Source organism: Nocardia caishijiensis NBRC 108228 (assembly GCF_001612825.1).
Classification (GTDB): domain Bacteria; phylum Actinomycetota; class Actinomycetes; order Mycobacteriales; family Mycobacteriaceae; genus Nocardia; species Nocardia caishijiensis.
Window position 1 is genome coordinate 451,337 of sequence record NZ_BDBE01000030.1, and the last position, 18,464, is coordinate 469,800.

Consider the following 18,464-nt stretch of genomic DNA (forward strand, 5'->3'; position numbering starts at 1 on the left):
GCCATGACCTTCTCGACCCGGTCCACCGACGAACTCCTCGACACCGCCGTGGAGCTGATCGCCGAGTCCGGCCTCGACAGGCTGACGCTCACCATGGTCGCCGAACGGGCAGGCGTCTCACGGGCCACCGCCTACCGCGAGCTCGGCGACAAGAAGGCACTGATCTCCGCGATCGGACGCCATGAGATCGGGCGGATGGTCGCGGCGGCGTACGGCACGCTCGACCTGCTCGCACCCGTGGCCGATATCGCCCGGTCAGCAACTCTTTTCACGCTCGGGTACTTGCGCGCGCACGCGGCGTTCGGCTATCTGCGCGACCACGAGCCCGCCTGGCTGCTGACCATCGCGATCCGGAACGATCAGTCCGAGCAGAACCTTGTCGAGACCGTCGCCGCCTTCGCCGAGCCGCTCGTCGCCGTGCGGGGCGACGCCGCACTCGCCCTGCCTCCGCGCCAGGCCGCCGAGGTCATCGTCCGGACGGTCCTGTCGCACGTACTGCTACCCGACAGCAGTCTCAGCGACGAGCAGGTCGCCGAGACTGCTGCTCGGGCGATCACCCAGCGGTGAGATTCACCAGCTGTACCGTCTCACGATTCAGCGGCGGACCGCTGCCGAATGGCAAGCTGTCGAGTCCGGGGATGATCGTCACCGACCGACACACCCATGGATAGGCCGACCTGATGGAACTGACAAACCAGGCAAGCAGTCAAGGTGATCAGCCTGTTCGCGCCGGTGCTCGAGCGGGGACCCGTCGGCCGGATGAGTGCCGCGGTCGAGTATCCGGTCTCGCTGGCGGTCGAGGCCTTCGCGCGGTCCCGCTCACCACGCTCGGCGTGCTGCTGCTGCGGCACAGCGTGGCGCAACAGCGTGCGGTCGTCGTGGCGGCGGCGCTGATCGGCGTCCAGTTAGTGAGTCTCCTCATCTGCCTGCCGGTACGAGGGTTTCGTCCTCGCGACGGTGATCCAGGCCGAGGCGATGCATACCACGCAGGTCATAGGCGTGGGTGGCCGCGAATCCGAGGATCAACCCGATGGCGAGACCGGCGATGGTCATCCAGAGGCCACGGCTCAGGCCCGCCTCGAAGCTGCCGTCGAAGAACATGATGGCGCGCACCGCCAGGTAGATCTGGTGCATCGGTTCGAACGAGGCCAGGTCGGCGATCCAGCGCGGAGTCGCTTCGAGCGGGATGGTGCCCGAGGACGAGGGGATGCCGAGGACGACGAATACGATGAGGTTGATCATCAGGCCCGCGGTGCCGAACGTGGCCATCACCGACAGTCCGGTCACCGCGATCGCGATGACCGCCAAGGTGCCGTAGAGGAACAGCATGAGTGGGCGTTCGATGCTCATGTCGAGCAGGCCGCCGACGCCGAGGAACGCGGCCGAGGCCAGTGGGGCGCTGATGACCGCGATGGCCCATTTGATGAGCAGGGTGCGCCAGCGGCTGATGCGGGCGGGGCTGGTCGGCTTGTGCCACGGCCCGTACTCGGCGGGGACGAAACCCAGGGAGCCGTCGACGAGGGAGTTGATCATCATGGCCCCGCTGAAGCCGACGATCAGCAGGACGAGGGTGTAGAAGAACGCGGCGAGGCCCTGGCCGGTGCCTTCGGGCAGTGGGTGGTAGGCGCTGACGACCACGTCGATGGGGTGGGCGAGTTGCAGTTGGGCGGCGCCGCTGAGTGGCGTGCCGCCGATCGCGGCGCGCACCTGTTCGGCGAGTTGGGTGCCGACGGTCGCGTCGACCTCGGTCATCGCCTTGTCCGCGATGGTGTGCATGATCTGCGCGGCGAGGGTGCCCGCGCGGGGGTTGGTGAGGACGGAGATCATCGGCTGTTCGACGTCGCCGGTGACGACCGAGGCGGCGCCGAGGATGGCGACACGTTTGGTGAAGTCGCCGGGAATGATGATGGCGCCATACACCTCACCGTTGCGCAGCTGGCGGTGGGCCTCGTTGATGCCGACGGTGCGAAGGTCGATCTTCTCGGCGGGAATCCGCTCGCCCAGCGCGGTGGTGATCTGCGCGCCGAGGTTGGCGGGTCTGCCCGCGAGTGTGTCGCCGACATCCTGGTTGACCAGGGCGATCGGGAAGTCGTGCAGGTGCTTCTCGGGGTCGGCGGTGTAGCCGAGGTACATGGTTCCCAGGAGCGCGGCCAGCACGGTGACCAGCGTGATCGGCGCTAACCATTCACGGATCGGCATGCTGCGCGGCGGGCGCGTCGGCGCGGTGTTGTCAGTCATGGCACCGTCAATGTAGTCACCGACTACAAAGTAGTCAATGCAAACATTCGGGGGTGTGTCGGATATCCTGCTGGCACCATGTCCTTGCATTCGCGCTACCACCACGGCGATCTGCGCGCCGCCTTGCTGCAGCATGCCGAGGCGACGCTGCGAACGGTCGGCGCCGACGGCCTGTCGCTGCGTCAGCTCGCCCGCGACATCGGCGTCAGCCACGCGGCGCCCAGCAGACATTTCCGCGACAAGCAGGCCTTGCTCGACGCCCTGGCCGTGACCGGTCTGCGGCGACTCGGCGCTTGCTTCGAAGAGGCGGAGACCGACGGCCCGATCACGACGCGCCTGCGAACCATGGCCCACACCTACCTGCGTTTCGCGGTCGACAACCCGGAGCTGCTGCCGCTGATGTTCGCGCGCAGGCACAGCTCGACCGAGACCGAGATCCACGAGGCCGCCGAGCGGGCCTTCGCCGTACCCATCGCGCTGATCGCGCAAGGTCAGGCCGCGGGCGAGATCATCCCCGGCGATCCCAAACGCATCGGGGTCACCGCGCTGGCGGCGCTCCAGGGGCTCGCGACCTTCGTCGGTTCCGGCTACACCGCCGACTACGACGCCGAGCTGCTTCTCGACGACCTGGTCAGCCACCTGACCCTCGGCCTACTCCCCCGCCGGACTTCCTCGGGTGGCGCGACCGGGTGACGTGCAGTACGTTGCGAGGTTGCGGTGGCGCCGAAAAGCCCTGCTGTGACATTCCATTCGCATTCAGATAGGTGTCACCGACATGACTACAGCCCTCGCCCCATCACCGGTGCAGCGACGCAACCCGGTATTGGTGTGGCTGGTCTTCCCGATCATCACGTTCGGGATCTACTTCTTCGTCTGGTACTACAAGATCCACAAGGAGATGGCCGAGCAGCGCCGTGACCCCGAGGCCCCGGTCACCGGTCCTCTGCTGGTGATGCTGTTTCTGTCGTGGACCGGGATCGGTTTCATCGTCAGTTACTGGCGGACCGGTAACCGGATCAGGGCCACCCAGGAGAGCGCCGGGATCGAGCCATCGTGCAGCCCGGCGATCGGGTTCCTGCTGAATCTTGTTCTCGGACTGGGGATTCTGTACTACCAGCTCGAACTGAACAAGGTCGCCGCCCCCGAGCGCGACCAGTAGGCCGACCTGACGGCCCTCCCCCCGGCGGGATTCCCAGGGGGAGGGCCTTTTTCAGGCGCCGACGTAGGCGGCGAGGTGCTCGCCGGTGAGGGTGGAGCGGGCGGCGACGAGGTCGGCGGGCGTTCCCTCGAAGACGATCTGACCGCCGTCGTGGCCCGCACCGGGACCGAGGTCGATGATCCAGTCGGCGTGGGCCATCACGGCCTGGTGGTGCTCGACGACGATGACGGACTTGCCGGAGTCGACGAGGCGGTCGAGCAGCCCGAGGAGTTGTTCGACGTCGGCCAGGTGCAGACCGGTCGTCGGTTCGTCGAGGATGTAGACCCCGCCCTTGTCGGACATGTGGGTGGCCAGCTTCAGGCGCTGGCGTTCACCGCCGGACAGGGTGGTCAGCGGCTGACCGATGGTGAGATAGCCGAGGCCGACCTCCGTGAGATGAGTGAGGATCTTGTGAGCCGCCGGTGTGCGTGCCTCCCCCTCGCCGAAGAACTCCCGCGCCTCGTCGACGGGCATCGACAGCACCTCGCTGATGTTCTTGCCCGCGAAGGTGTAGTCGAGGACTTCGGCCATGAACCGTTTGCCCTCGCACACTTCGCAGACGGTCGACACGCCCGCCATCATGGCCAGGTCGGTGTAGACGACGCCCGCGCCGTTGCAGTTCGGGCACGCCCCTTCGGAATTGGCGCTGAACAGGGCGGGCTTGGCCCCGGTGGCCTTGGCGAAGGCTTTGCGGATGTGGTCGAGCAGGCCGGTGTAGGTGGCGGGGTTGCTGCGGCGCGAACCCTTGATGGGGGCCTGGTCGATGGAGACGACGCCTTCGTCGATCGGGATGGAGCCGTGCACGAGCGAGCTCTTGCCCGAACCGGCCACACCGGTGACGGCGACGAGCACACCGAGCGGAATGTCGACGTCGACCTTGCGCAGGTTGTTGGCGACGGCACCACGGATCGGCAACGCGCCCGTGGACTTTCGCACCGTGTTCTTGACCGAGGCGCGGTCGTCGAAGTGACGGCCGGTGACGGTGTCGCTGGCGCGCAGCCCGTCGACGGTGCCTTCGAAGCAGATCGTTCCGCCCTTGGAGCCCGCGGCGGGACCGAGGTCGACGATGTGGTCGGCGATAGCGATGGTTTCGGGCTTGTGTTCCACGACGAGCACCGTGTTGCCCTTGTCGCGCAGGCGCAGCAGCAGGTCGTTCATGCGCTGGATGTCGTGGGGGTGCAGGCCCGCGGTGGGTTCGTCGAAGACGTAGGTGACATCGGTGAGCGAGGACCCGAGGTGGCGGATCATCTTGACGCGCTGCGCCTCACCGCCGGACAGGGTGCCCGAGGGGCGCGACAGCGACAGGTAGCCGAGGCCGATCTCGACGAACGAGTCGAGGGTGCCGCGCAACGATTCCAGGAGCGGCGCCACGGACGGATCGTGGATCGTCTTGACCCATTCGGCGAGGTCGGTGATCTGCATGGCGCAGGCGTCGGCGATGCTCTTGCCCTTGATCTTCGACGAGCGCGCTTCGGCCGAGAGCCGGGTGCCGTCGCAGTCGGGGCAGGTGCCGAAGGTGACGGCGCGTTCGACGAAGGCCCGCACATGCGGCTGCAGCGACTCGACGTCCTTGGACAGCATCGACTTGCGGATCTTGGGGATCAAGCCCTCGTAGGTGAGGTTGATGCCGTCGACCTTGATCTTGGTCGGTTCCTTGTAGAGCAGGTCGGCGAGCTGCTTCTTGGTGTACTTCTTGATCGGCTTGGCGGGGTCGAAGAAGCCGCTGCCCTTGTAGATTCGACCCATCCAGCCGTCCATGCTGTAGCCGGGGATGGTGAACGGGCCTTCGTCGAGGGACTTGTTCTCGTCGTAGAGCTGGGTGAGGTCGATGTCGTTGACGGTGCCCTTGCCTTCGCAGGTGGGACACATGCCGCCGGTGACGGAGAAGCTGCGGCGTTCCTTGACGGTGACCCCGTTCTTCTCCACCGCGACCGCGCCGGAACCGCTGATGGAGGCCACGTTGAACGAGAACGCCTGCGAGGAGCCGATGTGGGGGTCGCCGAGGCGGCTGAACAGGATGCGCAGCATGGCGTTGGCGTCGGTGACGGTGCCGACCGTGGAGCGCGGGTCGGCACCAAGACGCGACTGGTCGACGAGAATGGCGGTGGTGAGCCCGTCGAGGACGTCCACGTCGGGGCGGGCCTGGCTGGGCATGAACCCTTGGACGAAGGCGCTGTAGGTCTCGTTGATGAGGCGCTGGGATTCGGCGGCGATGGTGCCGAAGACCAGGGAGCTCTTCCCGGAGCCGGAGACACCGGTGAACACGGTGAGTCGGCGCTTGGGGATTTCGACGCTGACATCACGCAGGTTGTTCACCCGGGCACCGGTGACCCGGATCAGGTCGTGGCTGTCGGCAGGCGCGGGCGCTGCGGTCTTGCTCATGGGTCTCCTCGGTCGTTCGGCGTCCACCGAATCTAGCGGTCGGGTCCGACGTGTTTCGTCTGCTGGATGCGAATCATGTTGCCCGCCGGGTCGCGGAAGGCACAGTCGCGGATACCGTAGGGCTGGTCGGTGGGTTCCTGCACCACTTCCACGTCGCCTGCCTGCAGTTTCTCGAACAGGCCGTCGAGGTCGTCGGTGGCGAGGTTGATTCCGGCGTAGGTGCCCTTGGCCATCATTTCGGTGATGACGCGCTTCTCGTCGTCGGTGATGCCGGGGTCGGCGGCGGGCGGGTGCAGGACGATCGCGGTGTCGGGCTGGCCTTGCGGGCCGACGGTGATCCAGCGCATGCCGTTGTAGCCGACGTCGTTGCGGACTTCGAAGCCGAGGGTGTCGCGGTAGAAGGTCAGCGCGGCGTCGGGGTCGTCCTGGGGCAGGTAGCTCTGGTGGATGGTGATGTTCATGGGCTCGACGCTAACGGTCGCCGGAACCGGTTGCTTCTCGATTCCTGATCGGTCGTGTCACCGCTTTGGCCACGCAGGAGGGGATGCCGTCGGTCGGGGCGTTCTGCTGTCGGTAGACGCTCGGCGGGACACCGACGAGTTCGGTGAAGCGTGTGCTGAAGGTGCCGAGTGAGGAGGATCCGACGGCGAAGCAGACCTCGGTGACGCTCATCTCGCCCAGACGCAGCAGGGCCATGGCGCGTTCGATGCGCCGGGTCATGAGGTAGGAGTAGGGCGATTCGCCGTAGGCGAGGCGGAATTGGCGGCTCAGGTGTCCGGCGGACATGTGCACGCCTCGGGCGAGCGCTTCCACGTCGAGGGGTTTGTGGTATTCGCGATCGATGCGGTCGCGCACGCGGCGCAGCCGGGCGAGGTCGCTCAGATGCTGGTGGCGTGGGCCGGTCATGGACCGATCGTCGCATGTCGTGACGATGCCCCGTCGAGCACGGTTGCCAGGTGTGCGCGGAAGTGCGGGCAGGTGCGGAAGTCCTCGGCGTCGCAGTCGAGGACGTGGGTGACCGCGTCGAGGGCGGTGCGGGTGCGGGCGAGTTGTTCGGTGAGCCGGTCGCGGTGCGTTCGCAGGATGTGGCGGCGGGTGTCGCGGTCGGGGCCGCGGGTGAACAGCGCTGCCAGGTCTTCGAGAGAGAGTCCGGCTTTCTTGCCGAGGACGACCATGGCGATCGTGTCGATGTCGGTGTCGCGGTAGATCCGTCGGCCCGCGGAGTCGCGGGTAGGGGTGAGCAGTCCCTGGTCTTCCCAGTGCCGCAGTACGTGGGTCGCGAGTCCGAAGCGGGTCGCGACCTCACCGATGGTCGCCATGGTCGAACTCTAGGCGGTGTGCAGACGGTAGCGGGTGACGAGGGCGACGGGATACCAGGGCAGACGGATGTTCTCGCGGTCGATGCGGCCCGCACTGTGGCGGATCTCGCGGGTGCGGGCGAAGCGGAAGTCGTAGACAGTGGCGGTGGCGCCGGGGCGCAGGACCCGATGGATCTCGGAGAAGGCGGCGGTCAGGTCGGGCCATTCGTGCATGCTGAGGCTGGAGACGATCAGGTCGATGCTCGCGTCGGGGTAGGGCAGGTCGGTGACGTCGCCGACGGTGAGTTCCGTCCGGTGATCGGTGAGGTTGTGCCGGGCGATGTCGATCATGTGGGGCGACAGGTCGAGGCCGTGCAGTGTCAGGTCCGGGCGTCGGGTCGCGATGTGTGCCAGGAGCTTTCCGGGCCCGGTGCCGAGGTCGAGCACGGTGGCGCCCGGGGCCGCGGTGGTGTCGACGTCGGCACTGATGCGGCGGTAGAGGCCGGTGAGCAGGCGGGTGGCGCGCCGGTCGTAGTGCAGGCTCTCGCGATGTCCGAAGGTGGTCATGGCACCACTGTCGGTGTTCAGGTCGACCTGAAGTCAAGCGGCTAGCGCGGGCGCAGGACCAGGATGCCGGGGACGGTGCGCACGTACTCGAGCAGCGGGGTGTCGACGACCTTGCCGTGCTCGGCCAGTGAGGAGGCGTTGCGGAACATCGGGCCGTCGGTGGTGTGGACCAGGATCCCGACGTGGGTGACGTCCAGGCCCGCCGTCGGGGTGTAGGCGCCGATGAAGTCGCCGGTGCGCAGCCCGGCGACCACTCCCCCGTCGACCGCGCCGGTGGGGATGTGGGTGACGGTCCGGTCGACGACTGGGACACCGGGCAGGAAGGTGGTGCCGTCGGCTTTGGCATTGAGGTGTTTGTTCGTGGTGACCGCGGCCGGACTCAGGTCGGCGGTGATGTCGGTGGCCGAGATCCGTGCGGTGTGCGCCCAGTCGGTGAAGAAGTGTTTGCGGTGGGTGAATTCGACCCGGCTGTCGATGTAGCGGGCGGCGATCAGGTTGTCGACGAACTGGTCGGTGGTGGCCGAACGCGAAGCGGCGTCGACGTAGTCGAGGAAGGTGAAGCAGTCGACGTGGCGCAGGTCGATGACGAGTTGTTCGGGTGTGTCCGCCGAACCGATGAGCATGTTCGCCCCGTAGGGAGTGCCGAGGAGGCGGGCGGAGATTCGTTCGATCCGGACGGCGCGGTCGGTGGTACCCGCGCGGGCACGGGCGTCGAGCATCGCGTCGACCGTGCCCGCGGTGGTGGCGTCGAGCACGACCGGGGCGGCGTGCGCGGGTACGGCGAGGCAGACGACCGCGACGAGTAGGCACAGAACCTGGACAATGGTGCGCAAGACGCCTCCGGCGGGCACGGTCGGTCGAATGTGGGCCGCCCTACGGTAACCGACGGCGGCGACAACCCGGATTGCAAACAATTCGCGACCTTTCCGGCCCTTCGCCTCACCCCGTGTTTCCCGTAACGTTGTCCCAGGTAGTGCGTGTTTCACCAGGGTTCGCGAATGAATAGCTCGGGCAGTTCGTCGACAGCATCGCCGGTTGCGGCGGAAGGGAAACGACATGCGTGCTTTGACCGTAGTGCCGAACCAACCCGGATCGTTGCGGATAGACGATGTGCCGGATCCGGTGCCCGGCCCCAACGAGCTTCTGGTGGACGGTATTTCGCTCGGCATCTGTGGCACCGACCGGGAGATCGCCTCGGGCATCTACGGCTGGGCGCCGCCGGGACGTGAGCGACTCGTTCTCGGGCACGAGTCGCTCGGCCGGGTCCGCACCGCCCCCGAGGGCAGCGAGTTCGCCGCGGGTGACCTCGTCGTCGGCATCGTGCGCAGGCCGGACCCGGTGCCGTGTGGGGCGTGCGCGCACGGCGAATTCGACATGTGCCGCAACGGTGAGTACGTGGAGCGCGGGATCAAGCAGATCGACGGGTACGGGTCGACGTCGTGGGTGGTCGAGGCCGACTACACGGTGAAGCTCGATCCGGCGCTCACCGAGGTCGGTGTGCTGATGGAACCGACGACGGTGTTGGCCAAGGCCTGGGACCAGATCGAGCGGATCAACCAGCGGGCCTGGTTCGAACCGAAGTCGGTGCTGGTCACCGGTGCCGGGCCGATCGGTCTGCTCGCCGCGATGCTCGGGGTGCAGCGCGGTCTGGATGTGCACGTGCTCGACCGTTCCACCGACGGTCCCAAGCCGAAACTGGTCGAGGATCTCGGTGCCACGTTCCACACGGGTTCGGCGCTCGATGTCGGGGAGAAGATCAACGCCGACATCGTGATCGAGGCGACGGCGGCCACCCCCATCGCGGAGCAGCTGCTGCGGCTCAACAATCCGGGCGTGATCATCTGTCTGACCGGAGTGTCGTCGCCGGGCAAGGACTCCGAGATCGACGTGGGCGCGGTGAACCGCAACATCGTGCTCGACAACGCGGTGGTGTTCGGGTCGGTCAACGCCAATCGCCACCATTACGAGCTTGCGGCCCAGGCATTGGCCAAGGCCGATCCGGCGTGGCTCGGCCGGTTGATCACCCGGCGGCTGCCGTTGGAGCGGGCGTTGGAGGCCTTCGACCCGGGTGATCACTCCGATATCAAGGTCGTCATCGATCTCGGCGCGAGCTAGATCGCGCAGCCGTCCGGCCCGCAGGACTCGCCCTCGGCGACGGTGACCAGCGGTGCCGGACGGTCGTTGTATGCGGTGGTGAGTGCCTGGGTGAACACCTCGGTCGGCTGGGCGCCCGACACGGCGTATTTGTTGTCGAACACGAAGAACGGCACACCGGTGACGCCGAGCTGGGCCGCGTCGCGTTCGTCCTGGCGGACGGCGTCGGCGTAGGCGGTTGGGTCGGCGAGGACGGCGCGGACCTGGGGCTCGTCGAGGCCCGCGCGCACGGCGAGGGCGACGAGGCGTTCGGTGTCGGCGAAGACCGGTTCGGTTTCGGCGAAGTTGCCCGCGTACAGGGCGTCGAGCAGCGCTTCCTGGCGGCCCTGTTCGAGGGCGAAGTGCAGGAGCCGGTGCATGTCGAAGCTGCTGCCGTAGTCGCGGCCGGTGCTCTGGTAGGGCAGGCCGAGTTCGGCGGCCTGGGCGCCGATGGCGCGTTCGTTGGCGGCGGCCTGGTCGACGGTGATGCCGTATTTGGCGGCGATGCGCGGGATCACCGGGCCGCTCTCGTCGGCGGGCAGGGTGGGGTCGAGCTCGAAGGAGCGGTGTACGACTTCGACGTCGTCACGGTGCTCGAAATGGTGCAGTGCCTGCTCGAAGCGGGCTTTGCCCAGGTAGCAGAACGGGCAGTTGATGTCGGTCCAGATCTCTACTCTTGTGGTCAAGCGGGGCCTCCTGCGCCACATCGTCGACGGGGTGCGCCCGCCCGGCGGAACACATTCTGGACAGGCGTACAAGTTCGCTCGGTGCAACGCGGGCGACACGGCCGCTATTCCGGCGCGACGGGGAGGACATCATGGCGCTCGAACACAGCGACAGGGGGTGGGTGCAGGTGCCCGACGGTCTGCCGAGACCGAGGGCGCTCGGTGGGTTGTGGGCGGTTCGTCATGCCCAGAGCGAGGCCAACGTCTGGTACGCCGACCCGGCCACCCAGACGCGGCCGATGCGGGGCACCGATGCCGGGATGGATCTCACCGAGTACGGCCGCGCCCAGTCCCGGCGGTTGGGCGGGTGGCTTGCCGCGTTGGCGAGCACGCAGCGTCCGGGTCTGGTGGTGTGCTCCCCCTACCTGCGCGCCCGGCTGACGTGGGCGCTCATGGCCGACGCCGCGGTGCGGGAACGTCGGCGCCCCCCGATCCGCACCCTGGTCGACGAACGGCTGCGTGACCGGGAGATGGGGGTGTTCGAGCTGCATCCCTACCGGGCGATCCGGCGACGCGCCCCCGAAGAGGCGTCGCGGCGCGAGCAGGTCGGCAACTGGGTGTACCGACCACCCGGTGGTGAGTCGCTGGCCGACGTCGCCGTCCGGGTGCGCGCTTTCCTCGACGAGCTCGACGCCGTCGCCCCCGACGAACAGGTGCTGCTGGTGACCCACGACGCGGTGATCGTGTCGCTGCGCTACATCCTCGACGGTCTCGGTGCGCCCGTTCCGGATTCGCTGGAGCCGGTGCCCAACGCCTCGGTGTCGCAGTGGCGGCGGGAGGGCGCGCGGTTGGCGTTGCGGGTGTGGGGCTCGACCGAGCATCTGAGCGGGTCCGAGCGGGACGAGTGAGTGCCGTGCGTGTCGGCGGGGGCGGGGGTTTCGCCACCCCTAGATTGACTGCATGCCGAACCAGGACACCGGACGCGACCGCACCGGCACCGCCGACCTCGACGCGGCACTCGAGTTCCTGACCAGGCTCGGAACCGACGCGCTCGAATGCGGGTACGCCACCGCGGCCGCCGAGCAGATGGTGCTGTCGTGTGCCGGGGCGTGGGGTCTGTCGCAGGTGACGGTGACCGGGATGGGTCGCGTGCTGCTCGTGCAGTGCGACGACGGGCAGGGACATCTGGTCTCGCGGATGGGCGAGGCCGCCGGGCTCGACAGCTTCGACTGCGACCGGATGCGCCGGATCAAGGCGGTAGCGCGAGCGACGGTGACCGAGCGGCTCGACCCGGCGACCGCGTGTCACCGGTTGGCCACCGCTGACGACGGGCCTGCGGTGTTCCCGTGGTGGTGGGTGCAGGCGGGCGGGATGTTGCTGGCGTTCTGCATCTGTGTGCAGATCGGGGGAAGTATCGCGGCGGCGCTGCTGGCGGCGGTCATCCAGCTGGTGGTGAACGTGACCGGACGCGGTTTCGGCGCCTACGGGGTGCCGAAACTGTTCGGCGTCGCCGTCCAGGCGGCGCTGGCGGGCAGCCTGGGCGGGCTGTGTCATCTGGCCGGTTGGTTGACCGTGGCGCAGGCCGCCACGGTCATCGCCACCACCTGGGTGCTGATTGCCCCACTGCCACAGCTGATCTCGACCGCCATCGACATGGTGAGCGCGGACAGCATGTCGGCGCTGGTGCGGGCACTCGGCGCGGGATTGATCATCGGCGGGATCGTGCTCGGTGGGTTGCTCGTGCTGTCGCTGTCGTGGCGTTTCGATCTCGGTGTGGCCGTGAACGCGGACCTGCCGGTGCTGCCGGTGTGGCTGGGGGTGGTGTTCGCGGTTCTCGGCGCGATCGGCAACGCGCTGTTCAATGCCGGTGGCAGTGGGTTGTTGCTGCCCGCCGCGGTGGCGGGTCTGGTGACCGCGTCGGTGAACCAGACACTGATCCATCTGGGCAACATGCCCTCGGCGTGGGCCGGGCCGATCGCCGCGGTGGTGCTCGGTTTCCTCGCGGCGGCGTGTGCGGACCCGTTGCGGTTGCCGATGTCGGCGCTGGCGCTGGTCGGGATCACGGGTGCGTTGCTGCCGGGTCTGATCGTGTGCCAGGGGCTGATCCTGTCGGTGTATCAGGTGTCGGGGGTCGGCTATTTCGTGCAGGCCGGGGCGGTGTGTGTGGCCCTGGGAGTCGGGGCCAGCCTCGGGGTGTATCTGTGGTCGGTGCTGGCGCGGCGCGGTTGACCGAGCGCTACCCGGTAGCGGGGGTGGAACAATGCCGGGGTGGATGTCGCGATCGGTTTGGTGGTACTCATCGGGTCCGCGGCGGCGCTCGCCGCGACCGCGCGTCGTTTCGGGGTGTCCGAACCGCTCGTGCTGACGGTGGCGGGCGTGCTCGCGTCCTATGTTCCGATGGTTCCGCAGGTGCACCTGGAACCGGAGATGGTGCTGCTCGGTCTGCTGCCGCCGCTGCTCTACACGGCGGCGTTGAAGACCTCGCTGGTCGATTTCCGGAAGAACCTGCGCACCATCGCGTCGCTGTCGGTGGGGTTGGTGTTGTTCTCTACGTTCGCTGTGGCGCTGGTGGTGTGGTGGTTGCTGCCGGTGCCGTTCGCGGCGGCGGTCGCGCTCGGTGCGGTGGTCGCTCCCCCGGACGCGGTGGCGGCCACCGCCATAGCGCGGCGTACCGGGATGCCGCGCAGCATCGTGACGGTGCTCGAGGACGAGTCGTTGTTCAACGACGCGACAGCGCTGGTGTCGTTGCGTGGCGCGATCGCGGCGATGGCCGGTGCGGTGACGGTGTGGCAGATCGGTGGCGACTTCCTGCTCGCCTCGGTCGGTGGCGCGGTGATCGGTGCGCTGGTCGCCTCGGTGCTGGTGGTGTTGCGCAAGCGGATCCAGGACCCGGTGCTGGACACGACGGTATCGCTGCTCGCCCCGTTCGTGGCGTACCTGCCCGCCGAGCATGTGCACGCCTCCGGGGTGATCGCGGTGGTGACGTGCGGGATGATCCTCGGTCACGGCGCGCATCGCTGGCAGGGCGCGGCCTCACGGGTCGCCGAGACCACCAATTGGCGCACCGTGCAGTTCATTCTGGAGAGTGCGGTGTTCCTCGTCATCGGGTTGCAGGTGCGCTGGATCGTGGAGGGCGCCTGGCATTCCGGGCTCGATCACACGACGCTGTTCGTGGCGGCGGTGGCGGTGCTGGCGGCGGTGATGCTGGCGCGTCCGGTGTGGGTGTTCACCCCGGTGCTGATCGCCCGGCTGTTCGGGCGCGAGACCGAACCGTTGAGTCATGCGGCGGTGGTGTCGTGGGCTGGCATGCGCGGGGTGGTGACGTTGGCCGCGGTGCTGTTGCTGCCGGATTCGACACCGCAGCTGCCGGTGCTCGAACTGCTGGCGCTGGTGGTGGTAGGTGGCACGCTGCTGGTGCAGGGCACGTCGCTGCCGTGGCTGGTGCGGTTGCTGCGGTTGCGTGGACCCAGCCGTGCCGAGGACGCGCTCACCAAAGCCGATCTGCTGCACCAGGCTTCGGTCGCCGGGCTCGCCGAGCTCGAGCGCAGGATCGGTCCGCACACGCCGGAACCGGTGGTCGAGTCGCTGCGTCAGCGACTCACCTGGCGCACCAATGCCGCGTGGGAGCGACTCGGCCGCCCGGAGGCCGAATGGGTGACCCCCACCGCGGAGTACCGGCGGCTACGGGTGGCGATGCTGGCCGCCGAGCGTGACGCGGTGCTCGCCGTGCGTGACGTGGGCGCGGTCGACTACGAGGTGCTCCAGCATGTGCTGGCCCACCTCGATCTCGAGGAGTCGATGATCGACCGTTTCGACGAGGACGACAGCGACACCTCGCCGGAACCGCTGGGCGGGACCGTCGCGGGTTGCGCGCATCTGGAACAGGCGCCCGATACTCCGGTACCGGCGGGTGAACTGGTGTGCCGTGCGTGTGTGGAGGCCGGGATGCGGTGGGTGCATCTGCGGATGTGCTCGGAGTGCGGGCACATCGGTTGCTGTGAGTCGTCGGTGGGCAATCACGCGACCGGGCACTTCCACGCCACCGCGCACCCGGTGATGCGCAGCGTCGAGCCGGGCGAACAGTGGCGCTGGTGCTACCTCGACGAACTGCTCGGTTAGCGGCGGTGCGAGTAGATCAGGCGCGCGTATTGCGACAGCAGCCGGTCGAGTTCGGTGGGTTCGCCGGTGGCGGCGAGTTGCTGGTATCCGATCAGCATGGCCATGCCGACCTCGGTGACCACGGCGGCGGTTGCGTCGTCTCCGATGACGCTGTCGATCACCCGATGCACGGTGCGTCGGCGTGACTCGTCGATCCGTTTGACGGTGACGTGCACCGATTCGTCGTTGGCAGCCCACGCGCGCAGAGCGGCTTCGGCGCCGTGTTCCAGTCCGCCGGTGAGTTCGGACATGGCGCGCACGTCGGCGTCGGGGTCACCGTGGCCGACGTCGAGGGCGCGTAGCTCGACCATCTGGCGGTTCTCCCAGTGTTCCAGGAGCGCGTCGACGAAGCCCTGCCAGGAACCGAAGTGGTGGTAGAACGAGCCGCTGGTGACTCCGAGCCGACGGCAGAGCACGCCGATGTTGAGACCTTTGAAGCCGAACTCGGCGAGCACCGCCACCGCGGTGTCGAAGTACTGCTCCTTGGTAACCACTCGGGACATCGCGATGCCGTTTCTGTTCGTGCGGGCAGGGCCGAAGAATGCGAACAGTACCCCATCGTATCGAGCGTCCAGATCACCGTAACGAAGTTTATTCTGTGGCCCGAACGCGGCGTGACCGCCTGAAAAGCCAAGCGCTGGAACATAATCGGTGCTCCATGCCGCGCGGGGAGGTCCCGGATGGAATAACGGAGCAGAAGCTCTGTAAAGTATTGTTCAGTACGAACCCCTGTTTCATGGTCCCCCGGGCCGTGCTCGACGCCACCGAAACCACCGTTGCCCGAACAGGTCCCGCTTCCTTCGCGGACGGATCACCCGCAGGATGCCGACAGGCCCGCCGGGAAGCGTTGGCGCACACCTGGTTACGCATCGAAAGGAACCGTATGCCCACGCTGCGCCACCACGGCACCGTCGCCGTGCTCGATCTCGGTGACGGCGAGAACCGCCTCTCTCCAGACCTGCTCACCGACCTCCACACCCACCTCGACACCGTGGTCGACACCGGAGCCCAGGCCCTGGTGACGACCGCAAGCGGCCCGGCCTTCTCCCAGGGTCTCGACCTGAACTGGTTGGCCGCCAACGGCGACCAGGCCGCCGACTACGTGGCCGCCGTGCACCTGCTGTTGGCTCGCGTGCTCACCCTGCCGATGCCGACCGCCGCCGCGATCGACGGACACGCGTTCGGCGCGGGCGCGATGCTGGCACTCGCGCACGACTACCGCGTGATGCGCGCCGATCGTGGGTTCTTCTGCTTCCCCGAGGCCGAACTGCGTATCCCGTTCACCAACGGCATGGCCGCCCTGATCCAAGCCAAGGTCCCCCCGAAGACGGCGATCGCGGCCATGACCACCGCGCGTCGTTTCGAGGGCACCGAAGCGGCCGCGTTCGACCTGGTCGACGCCACCGCGGCCGAGGGTGGGGTCCTCGATGCCGCGCTGGCCTCGGTCGCGCCGCTCGGCGGTAAGGATCAGCAGACCATGACGGCGATCAAAGCGGTGATGTTCGAGTCCGTGCTCGCCGCCCTGCGCGGCCGGAGCTGATCACGGCAGCCGTGGACCTCTGCCCAGGTACACATCCCCGCGATCGTCGGTGGCCCAGCCACCACCGGTGTACCCGTCGAGCACGAAACAGGCGTCGCAGAACTGTTTGCCGAACACCGACAGGTAGATGCTGCGGTATTGGCTGATCGCCCGCATCTTCACCGACTTGTAGGCCGCCTGAGCGGTGGGTTGGGCTTCGAGGAAGGCGTAGCGGCGGAAGTCGGCGACCGGTTCGCTCGAGAACCGGACCAGCCCGAGCCGGTTGAGGTTGCCCAGGTAGTGGTGGTCGCGTTCGGGCATGGCGCACCCGGCCATGTTGGCGATCATGTTGATCCCGTCGGCGAGGCGTTGCGACCCGATCCCGAACGGTGTCTTGGTGCGGATGTCGATGGCCGGTTGGGGTCCGGCGACGGCGAGGAACCGCAGGATACGGGCCTCGTCGGGGGTCAGGTCGTGCAGGATCGGCACGAACGAGGGGTGCACGTCGCGGGGTTGCTGGGCGGAGTCCCAGCCCTCGTTGATCATCGCGTCGCCGATGGTCTTGAGATCGTCGGCGTCGACATCGGAGTCGATGGCGCGCAGCGCGCCCGAGGCGGTTGGCGCCAACCCCAGTGCGCTCAGCGCCGCCCGGCGCAACACGTCGACGCGTTCGTCGATGATGCGCGACATCGGTTCGCCCGCCCGGATGTCGTCGACCAGTTCGGTGGCGGTGTGCAGGGCGCCCTTGGTGACGGCGCCGACGAACTGACGCATGGTGAGTCCGGCGATGCGGGCCAGGCCGACCAGGTCGGTGGGCAGATCGGGGTCGCGTTCGTCGTCCATGCTCACACTCCGAAGACCAGTAGGTGCACGCCGCCGACGAGGGCGCCGAGGATGCCGCCGTGCAGGTACAGCAGCCAGGCGTCCTGTTCGATGGCGGTGTAGAGCATTTCCACGAATTCGTCGGGCGGCAGTTCACGCAGCTTCTCGGTGGCGAGCTGATCGACACTGGCCGCCGTCGATTGGGAGAACTCGATGTCATCGACGAGCCACGGCTTCATCTCGGTGGCCAGGCTCGCCCCGGCGGTGGCCTGGATGGCGTCGAAATGTCGTGGGCCGACGGCCAATCGGGTCACCGAGCGCAGCGGGCCAAGGATGCGGTCGATCTCGAGCTGCAGGAAGTGGGCGATCACCGCGCGGGTCTTGTCCCCGCTCGGCCCGTCGAGCAGTTGTTCGGTGACCACGTCGAGGGTGACGATCTGGTACCCGATCGCGTGCCCCAGGTCAGCCGCCGCCTGATACTGGCGTTTGGCGAATTTCGCGACGCCCCACGGGTATTTGTACCTCGGTTGCGGGGTGGCGGGTTCGAACACCACCTTGATGGCGATGATGTTGACCAGCACACCGACCACCGCACCGCCGAGCACCACGATTAACCATGCCGGGAAGAGATGCACCAGGGTGTGCAACCAACCCGGCAGCTCGATCAGCGCGGGTGTGTCACCGTGCGGGGAGCTGTAGTGCAGCAGTGACAACCACAGCGCCACCACGACACCGAACGGGAAACCCAGCACCCCGCTGCGCGTCATGAACCGCAATTCGGGTGCGCCGAGCCCGTAGATCACATCCTTGAGCAATTCCGGGCGGCGCCGCAGATACCCCACGACCATCAGCTTCACATCGAGCAACTGGTCGATGTTGGCACCGATGAAGTCGAAGGCGCGGTCGGTGATCGCGGGCAGTTCGGCTTCGACCCGCGCGTAGATCGCCTCGCGCCCACGCGGTGGCATGTCGGCCCACAGCTGCGGGTGTTCGGTGGTCATGATCGAATCGACCATCGAGCGCACGTTGGGCAAGGCCACGTGGGCGACCTGGGCGGAGATCTTGCGCGGGTCCATCTGGTCGAAGAAGTCCTTGGCCGTGCCGATCTTGGCGACCGCGTTGTCCACCATCAGGCTGGCCATCTTCTCCGCGCGCGCCGGGATGAAGCCCTGGAAACCGAGGATCCCGCCGGGCGCGAAGGTCGGCAGGATCTGCACCTTGCGCGGCAGCAACGGGAACAGCGTCTTGAGGCCCGGCACGTAGAACCCGGTGAACCGCACCGGCGCGAACAACATGATGACGCCGGTCCAGTTGGTGATCAGACCCGCGATGGCGCTGAAGATCGGAATGCTGATCATGTCGACCCAGAACTTGCTGAGCCCGGTCATCTCTTCCCAGTTCAGCAGGCCGAAGAAGCCCGCCGCCTCGATCTCAGCATTCATCCGGCGTCCACTCCGTCGTGTTCCGAACATCGCGCGTTTCGG

At 67.6% G+C, this 18,464-nt stretch carries 20 protein-coding genes; 9 read left to right on the forward strand and 11 right to left on the reverse strand.

All coding sequences use genetic code 11. The features are described from left to right. The first annotated feature begins 3 nt into the window (after positions 1-3). On the forward strand, positions 4-567 hold the full coding sequence (locus tag NC7_RS15205; protein ID WP_067983467.1) for a TetR/AcrR family transcriptional regulator: 564 nt from the start codon (positions 4-6) through the stop codon (positions 565-567). Between the two features lie 144 nt (positions 568-711). Continuing rightward, positions 712-894 (forward strand): hypothetical protein, encoded by a 183-nt coding sequence (locus tag NC7_RS15210; protein WP_067983469.1) that lies wholly within the window; start codon positions 712-714, stop codon positions 892-894. Between the two features lie 24 nt (positions 895-918). Here NC7_RS15210 and NC7_RS15215 read toward each other — a convergent pair whose 3' ends face one another. Next, positions 919-2,238 carry a YhgE/Pip domain-containing protein gene (locus NC7_RS15215; protein ID WP_236573453.1) on the reverse strand — a complete coding sequence of 440 codons (1,320 nt, stop codon included), beginning with the start codon at positions 2,236-2,238 and terminating at the stop codon, positions 919-921. A gap of 78 nt (positions 2,239-2,316) precedes the next feature. Here NC7_RS15215 and NC7_RS15220 point away from each other — a divergent pair, with 78 nt between their 5' ends. After that, entirely contained in the window at positions 2,317-2,931 is a 615-nt protein-coding gene (locus tag NC7_RS15220) for a TetR/AcrR family transcriptional regulator (protein WP_067983471.1), read from the forward strand. 82 nt (positions 2,932-3,013) lie between these two features. Next, a complete protein-coding gene (locus tag NC7_RS15225) occupies positions 3,014-3,397 on the forward strand; it encodes a DUF4234 domain-containing protein (protein ID WP_067983473.1) in 384 nt (127 codons plus the stop codon). Positions 3,398-3,448: 51 nt separating this feature from the next. On the opposite strand, the gene NC7_RS15230 is transcribed toward NC7_RS15225, so the two are convergent. From NC7_RS15230 to NC7_RS15255, 6 genes are read right to left on the reverse strand one after another with little or no spacing between them, the layout of a single operon-like run. Then, on the reverse strand, positions 3,449-5,818 hold the full coding sequence (locus tag NC7_RS15230) for an ATP-binding cassette domain-containing protein (protein ID WP_067983476.1): 2,370 nt from the start codon (positions 5,816-5,818) through the stop codon (positions 3,449-3,451). A 32-nt stretch (positions 5,819-5,850) separates the two neighbouring features. Then, positions 5,851-6,279: a VOC family protein gene (locus NC7_RS15235; RefSeq protein ID WP_067983477.1), complete on the reverse strand. Its 429-nt coding sequence runs from the start codon at positions 6,277-6,279 to the stop codon at positions 5,851-5,853. Positions 6,280-6,289: 10 nt separating this feature from the next. Further along, positions 6,290-6,724 carry a helix-turn-helix transcriptional regulator gene (locus NC7_RS15240; RefSeq protein WP_067983479.1) on the reverse strand — a complete coding sequence of 145 codons (435 nt, stop codon included), beginning with the start codon at positions 6,722-6,724 and terminating at the stop codon, positions 6,290-6,292. Next, positions 6,721-7,137, reverse strand: a complete 417-nt coding sequence (locus NC7_RS15245) for a MerR family transcriptional regulator (protein ID WP_067983481.1) — start codon at positions 7,135-7,137, stop codon at positions 6,721-6,723. The genes NC7_RS15240 and NC7_RS15245 overlap by 4 nt, the downstream gene beginning before the upstream one ends. Before the next feature lie 9 nt (positions 7,138-7,146). Continuing rightward, a complete protein-coding gene (locus NC7_RS15250) occupies positions 7,147-7,683 on the reverse strand; it encodes a class I SAM-dependent methyltransferase (protein WP_067983483.1) in 537 nt (178 codons plus the stop codon). Between the two features lie 41 nt (positions 7,684-7,724). Further along, positions 7,725-8,516: an N-acetylmuramoyl-L-alanine amidase-like domain-containing protein gene (locus tag NC7_RS15255; protein WP_067983765.1), complete on the reverse strand. Its 792-nt coding sequence runs from the start codon at positions 8,514-8,516 to the stop codon at positions 7,725-7,727. Between the two features lie 223 nt (positions 8,517-8,739). On the opposite strand from NC7_RS15255, the gene NC7_RS15260 reads away from it, so the two are divergent. Next, the gene (locus tag NC7_RS15260) at positions 8,740-9,798 is read left to right on the forward strand and encodes a glucose 1-dehydrogenase (RefSeq protein WP_067983485.1); all 1,059 of its coding nucleotides are present in this window, start codon (positions 8,740-8,742) and stop codon (positions 9,796-9,798) included. Here NC7_RS15260 and NC7_RS15265 read toward each other — a convergent pair. Next, on the reverse strand, positions 9,795-10,502 hold the full coding sequence (locus NC7_RS15265) for a DsbA family oxidoreductase (protein WP_084458501.1): 708 nt from the start codon (positions 10,500-10,502) through the stop codon (positions 9,795-9,797). The two genes, NC7_RS15260 and NC7_RS15265, sit on opposite strands and share 4 nt — an antisense overlap. 131 nt (positions 10,503-10,633) lie before the next feature. Here NC7_RS15265 and NC7_RS15270 point away from each other — a divergent pair, with 131 nt between their 5' ends. From NC7_RS15270 to NC7_RS15280, 3 genes are read left to right on the forward strand one after another with little or no spacing between them, the layout of a single operon-like run. Beyond that, positions 10,634-11,389: a histidine phosphatase family protein gene (locus NC7_RS15270; RefSeq protein WP_084458502.1), complete on the forward strand. Its 756-nt coding sequence runs from the start codon at positions 10,634-10,636 to the stop codon at positions 11,387-11,389. A 52-nt stretch (positions 11,390-11,441) separates the two neighbouring features. Further along, positions 11,442-12,710: a threonine/serine exporter family protein gene (locus NC7_RS15275; RefSeq protein WP_067983488.1), complete on the forward strand. Its 1,269-nt coding sequence runs from the start codon at positions 11,442-11,444 to the stop codon at positions 12,708-12,710. A gap of 39 nt (positions 12,711-12,749) precedes the next feature. Then, positions 12,750-14,600 carry a Na+/H+ antiporter gene (locus tag NC7_RS15280; protein ID WP_067983490.1) on the forward strand — a complete coding sequence of 617 codons (1,851 nt, stop codon included), beginning with the start codon at positions 12,750-12,752 and terminating at the stop codon, positions 14,598-14,600. Here NC7_RS15280 and NC7_RS15285 read toward each other — a convergent pair. Beyond that, a complete protein-coding gene (locus NC7_RS15285) occupies positions 14,597-15,142 on the reverse strand; it encodes a TetR/AcrR family transcriptional regulator (RefSeq protein WP_067983492.1) in 546 nt (181 codons plus the stop codon). The two genes, NC7_RS15280 and NC7_RS15285, sit on opposite strands and share 4 nt — an antisense overlap. Positions 15,143-15,522: 380 nt before the next feature. Between NC7_RS15285 and NC7_RS15290 the strand changes: the two genes are divergently transcribed. Continuing rightward, positions 15,523-16,179, forward strand: a complete 657-nt coding sequence (locus NC7_RS15290) for an enoyl-CoA hydratase/isomerase family protein (protein WP_067983495.1) — start codon at positions 15,523-15,525, stop codon at positions 16,177-16,179. On the opposite strand, the gene NC7_RS15295 is transcribed toward NC7_RS15290, so the two are convergent. Both NC7_RS15295 and NC7_RS15300 read right to left on the reverse strand, forming a co-directional pair. Next, on the reverse strand, positions 16,180-17,001 hold the full coding sequence (locus tag NC7_RS15295; RefSeq protein ID WP_067983497.1) for an Abi-alpha family protein: 822 nt from the start codon (positions 16,999-17,001) through the stop codon (positions 16,180-16,182). It abuts the gene before it with no gap. A 2-nt stretch (positions 17,002-17,003) separates the two neighbouring features. After that, positions 17,004-18,422 (reverse strand): DUF445 domain-containing protein, encoded by a 1,419-nt coding sequence (locus NC7_RS15300; protein WP_067983498.1) that lies wholly within the window; start codon positions 18,420-18,422, stop codon positions 17,004-17,006. Between the last annotated feature and the right edge of the window lie 42 nt (positions 18,423-18,464).